Origin of the sequence: Streptomyces cahuitamycinicus (genome assembly GCF_002891435.1) — a bacterium.
Lineage (GTDB): Bacteria > Actinomycetota > Actinomycetes > Streptomycetales > Streptomycetaceae > Streptomyces > Streptomyces cahuitamycinicus.
Genome location: NZ_POUC01000521.1, coordinates 1 through 4,848 on the forward strand (window position 1 = coordinate 1; position 4,848 = coordinate 4,848).

The following is a 4,848-nucleotide window of genomic DNA, read 5'->3' on the forward strand; positions in this document are numbered from 1 at the left end:
GCGGGAGGGGCTGCGAGGATCCGGCACCATGCGAGCAGTCGTACAAAATGACAAAAGCCGGGCAGGGGGGCGCGCGCCCGCACGCGCACGGATCGGCCTCGCCGTGCTCGTGCTCGCCGCCATCGCCTCCGGCTGCGCGCAGGACGGCGGCAGCGACCAGGTCACCCCGGCCGGCGGCCAGCAGCCCCTCGACGCGCCCCCGGCCCGCGCGCTCGACTCCTACGCGGGCAAGCTGCGCGCCGCGCACGCCGCCCGGGCCGCCGCCGCGCACCGCTGGGACCTGCGCAGGGCCCCACTCGCCGCACCGCCGCCCCCGCCGGAGAAGCCGAGGATCAGCACCCGCAAGGGCTTCGAGGTGAAGGGCCACCGGAAGTCGGACCTCCCGCCCGTCTTCACCACGATCCCCACCCGGGACAAGGTCGTCTTCCTCACCATCGACGACGGCGCCGAGAAGGACCGGGCGTTCCTGCGGATGATGAGCGACCTGGACGTCCCGTACACCGCGTTCCTCAGCGGCTACCTGGTCAAGGACGACCCCCGCTACTTCCGGAAGATGCAGTCCGGGGGTGTGGTCCTGAACAACCACACCCTCCACCACCCCAACCTGCGGGGCCTGTCGTACCGGGCGCAGAAGCGCGAGATCTGCGGCATGCAGCGCTACATGGAGAAGCGGTTCGGCAAGCGTCCCGCCCTCTTCCGCCCGCCCTTCGGCAGCTACGACCGGACGACCCTGCGCGCCGCCAAGGCCTGCGGCATCGCGTACGTGCCCCTGTGGAACCAGGAGGTCTTCGCCGACCACTGGGAGTACCGCGAAGGGGACCGCAAGCTGCGCCCGGGGGACATCGTCCTCACGCACTTCCGGGGCCGCGACGAGGGGAAGGGCACGATGGCCGACATGATCCGCCGCTTCCTGAACAAGGTCACGGCCGAGGGGTACGCGGTGGGGCGGCTGGAGGACTACCTGTGAGGCGGCCGGCCGCCGCGGTGCTGTGCGCGGCCCTGCTGGCCGGCTGCGCCGGGGCCGCGGGGGAGCGGTCGGGCCCCGCCGACGGCCGCGCGCAGGATCCGGCACGCGCGGTGAGCGAAAGCCGCCATCTGCCGCCCGTCGTGGACCACGTCCCCACCCGCGACCCGGTGGTCTTCCTCACCTACGACGACGGCGCCGAACGCGACCCCCGCTTCGTCGGCCTCGTCCGCGAACGGCGCCTCCCGGTCAGCATGTTCCTCACGGACAGCGTCGTGGGACCCGGCTACGGCCACTTCGCCCGGCTGCGCGCGGTCGGCGCGTCCATCCAGAACCACACCCTCGACCACCCCGCCCTGCGTGGTCTGCCCTACGCCGGGCAGCGCGCCGAGATCTGCGGCCAGCAGCACAAGCTCCGCTCCCGCTTCGGCATCCGCCCCCGCCTCTTCCGCCCGCCCTACGGCACCTACGACACGACGACCCTGCGCGCCGCCGCCGACTGCGGCATCACGGCGGTCGTCCTGTGGCGCGCGTCCCTGGACGCCGGTGGCGAACTGACCTACACCCGGGGCGAGCCCGGTCTGCGCGCCGGCGACATCGTCTCGGTGCCGTCCGGCGAGACCGGGTCCCTGACCCTCACGGAGCGGACCGAACGCCTGCTGCGGGAGATCGCAAAGCGCGGTCTGCGGGTGGGGCGGCTGGAGGACCACCTGGCGAGAGAATCCGGCCGACGCGCCGCGGGCAATTAGCAGTCCGCTTGACCGAGTGCTAATCACAGTCATAGTCTCGGCTCTGGCACTCCCCATAGGAGAGTGCCAACACAGCGACGGGCAGGTCCGGCACCCGCGACGACGGATCCACCTGGTCGCCACCTCAGACAGTTAACCCCGTGAGATCTCCGAAGGGGGAGGTCGGATCGTGACGACCACCAGCTCCAAGGTTGCCATCAAGCCGCTCGAGGACCGCATTGTGGTCCAGCCGCTCGACGCCGAGCAGACCACCGCCTCTGGCCTGGTCATCCCGGACACCGCCAAGGAGAAGCCCCAGGAGGGCGTCGTCCTTGCCGTGGGCCCGGGCCGCTTCGAGGACGGCAACCGTCTTCCGCTCGACGTCTCCGTCGGCGACGTCGTGCTCTACAGCAAGTACGGCGGCACCGAGGTGAAGTACAACGGCGAGGAGTACCTCGTCCTCTCGGCCCGCGACGTGCTCGCGATCGTCGAGAAGTAATTCACCCCAAGCACATTGCTTTGAACTGCGCCCCTGGCCCCCCGCGATCGACAGAAGCCGGGCGCCCGGGGCGCAGTGCCGTAACCCCTGATTCCGGAAGAGGGCTCACGCTCCCATGGCGAAGATCCTGAAGTTCGACGAGGACGCCCGTCGCGCCCTCGAGCGCGGCGTCAACAAGCTTGCCGACACGGTCAAGGTGACGATCGGCCCCAAGGGCCGCAACGTCGTCATCGACAAGAAGTTCGGCGCTCCCACCATCACCAACGACGGTGTGACCATCGCCCGCGAGGTCGAGGTCGAGGACCCGTACGAGAACCTCGGTGCCCAGCTGGTGAAGGAGGTGGCGACCAAGACCAACGACATCGCGGGTGACGGTACGACCACCGCCACCGTGCTCGCCCAGGCGCTCGTACGCGAGGGCCTGAAGAACGTCGCCGCCGGTGCCTCCCCGGCCGCCCTGAAGAAGGGCATCGACGCCGCCGTCGCCGCGGTCTCCGAGGAGCTCCTCGCGACCGCCCGGCCGATCGACGAGAAGTCCGACATCGCCGCCGTCGCCGGCCTGTCCGCCCAGGACACGCAGGTCGGCGAGCTCATCGCCGAGGCGATGGACAAGGTCGGCAAGGACGGTGTCATCACCGTCGAGGAGTCCAACACCTTCGGTCTGGAGCTGGACTTCACCGAGGGCATGGCCTTCGACAAGGGCTACCTGTCGCCGTACTTCGTGACGGACCAGGAGCGCATGGAAGCCGTCCTGGACGACCCCTACATCCTCATCACGCAGGGCAAGATCTCCGCCATCGCGGACATGCTGCCGCTGCTGGAGAAGGTCATCCAGGCCAACGCCTCCAAGCCGCTGCTGATCATCGCGGAGGACGTCGAGGGCGAGGCCCTCTCCACCCTCGTCGTCAACAAGATCCGCGGCACCTTCAACGCCGTCGCCGTGAAGGCCCCCGGCTTCGGCGACCGCCGCAAGGCGATGCTGCAGGACCTGGCCGTCCTCACCGGCGCCACGGTCGTCTCCGAGGAGGTCGGCCTCAAGCTCGACCAGGTCGGCCTGGACGTCCTCGGCTCCGCCCGCCGCGTCACCGTCACCAAGGACGACACCACGGTCGTCGACGGCGCCGGCAAGAAGGACGAAGTGCAGGGCCGCGTCGCCCAGATCAAGGCCGAGATCGAGACCACCGACTCCGACTGGGACCGCGAGAAGCTCCAGGAGCGCCTCGCGAAGCTGGCCGGCGGCGTGTGCGTCATCCGTGTGGGTGCCGCCACCGAGGTCGAGCTCAAGGAGCGCAAGCACCGTCTGGAGGACGCCATCTCCGCGACCCGCGCCGCGGTCGAGGAGGGTATCGTCTCCGGTGGTGGCTCCGCGCTGGTCCACGCCGTGAAGGTCCTGGAGGGCAACCTCGGCAAGACCGGCGACGAGGCCACGGGTGTCGCGGTCGTCCGCAAGGCCGCCGTCGAGCCGCTGCGCTGGATCGCCGAGAACGCCGGCCTGGAGGGTTACGTCATCACCTCCAAGGTCGCCGAGCTCGACAAGGGCCAGGGCTTCAACGCCGCCACCGGCGAGTACGGCGACCTGGTGAAGGCCGGCGTCATCGACCCGGTCAAGGTCACCCGCTCCGCCCTGGAGAACGCCGCCTCCATCGCCTCCCTCCTCCTCACGACCGAGACCCTGGTCGTCGAGAAGAAGGAAGAGGAGGAGCCGGCCGCCGGTGGTCACGGCCACGGCCACTCCCACTGAGGCATGACGGCTGAGGGCTGACGACGTCAGCTCGCCCGAGCCCGAGCCCGAGCGAAGGCCCGGCACCCCGGAGACGGGGCTGCCGGGCCTTCGTCGTGCGCCCTCCTCCGCCGGTCAGGGAACCGCGCCGGGGCCGGCGACGGTCTACCTCAGAGCAGTCGGATCACGAGGGGGCAGGGATGCGTCAGGTGCTCTACGGGGAACGGTCCCGCAACCCGCTGGCGCGGACGGTGCGGCTCACCGAGGACGGACTGCGCAGGGGCGGCAGGACGACCCCGCTGGAGGAGCTGAACCTCGCCGCCATGGCAGAAGCGTTCCTGCGGGGCCGCTGGCTCGGCGGCCGGGGCACCGAACGCCCCCTGGGGATGCTGCCCCAGGACCCCGGCGTCGTCCCGGTCACCCGCGTGACCGGCACCACCACCCCCCTGAAGACCCGTCAGGCCGCCGACTTCGCCCGCGCGCTGGGCGAACTGGCGGTGCGCAGGTGCGGCGGGCCGGACCACGTGGCCGACCTCGCCGCACGGGCGCAGGCGGAGGGCGTACCGCTGTGGATCGCGCGCCGCCACGCGCCCGGCCCCGCCGGACGGGTGACCGTCGCCGTGGACCGGCGCTCGGTACGCGTGGACGTCTGGGGCCCACACGCCCCCGCCGTGCGCCTGCGAGCCCCCTACGGCTACCGCCCCGACACCGCCGACCGGGCCAACGGCCTGGTCATGACCGTCGGTGACATCACCGCCCGGCTCGAACTGCGCAAGAAGGTGCGCAAGTCCAAGAGCAAGGTCGAGATCCGCCTGCCGGACCGGCTCTGGACCCTGTGCAGGGAGAACGCGGAGAGTTCGTGGCTGCTGCGCGACGACCAGCGGGTCGCGCTGCTGGCCCGCCCCTCACGCCGGCCCGGCCCTGTCTCTTATACACC

5 protein-coding genes are annotated in these 4,848 nt (G+C 71.1%); all 5 read left to right on the forward strand.

Annotated features, from left to right (window positions below; all coding sequences use genetic code 11):
* Positions 1–28 precede the first annotated feature (28 nt).
* Positions 29–967: a polysaccharide deacetylase family protein gene (locus C1J00_RS38255; protein ID WP_102913502.1), complete on the forward strand. Its 939-nt coding sequence runs from the start codon at positions 29–31 to the stop codon at positions 965–967.
* A complete protein-coding gene (locus C1J00_RS38260) occupies positions 964–1,713 on the forward strand; it encodes a polysaccharide deacetylase family protein (RefSeq protein WP_102913499.1) in 750 nt (249 codons plus the stop codon). The genes C1J00_RS38255 and C1J00_RS38260 overlap by 4 nt, the downstream gene beginning before the upstream one ends.
* A gap of 169 nt (positions 1,714–1,882) precedes the next feature.
* Positions 1,883–2,191: a co-chaperone GroES gene (gene groES, locus C1J00_RS38265; RefSeq protein WP_003974211.1), complete on the forward strand. Its 309-nt coding sequence runs from the start codon at positions 1,883–1,885 to the stop codon at positions 2,189–2,191.
* Between the two features lie 115 nt (positions 2,192–2,306).
* Complete coding sequence (gene groL / locus C1J00_RS38270) at positions 2,307–3,932, forward strand: chaperonin GroEL (RefSeq protein WP_102913500.1); 1,626 nt, start codon at positions 2,307–2,309, stop codon at positions 3,930–3,932.
* A 179-nt stretch (positions 3,933–4,111) separates the two neighbouring features.
* Positions 4,112–4,848: hypothetical protein (locus C1J00_RS38275; protein WP_102913501.1), on the forward strand; the 737-nt coding region annotated here is incomplete at its 3' end.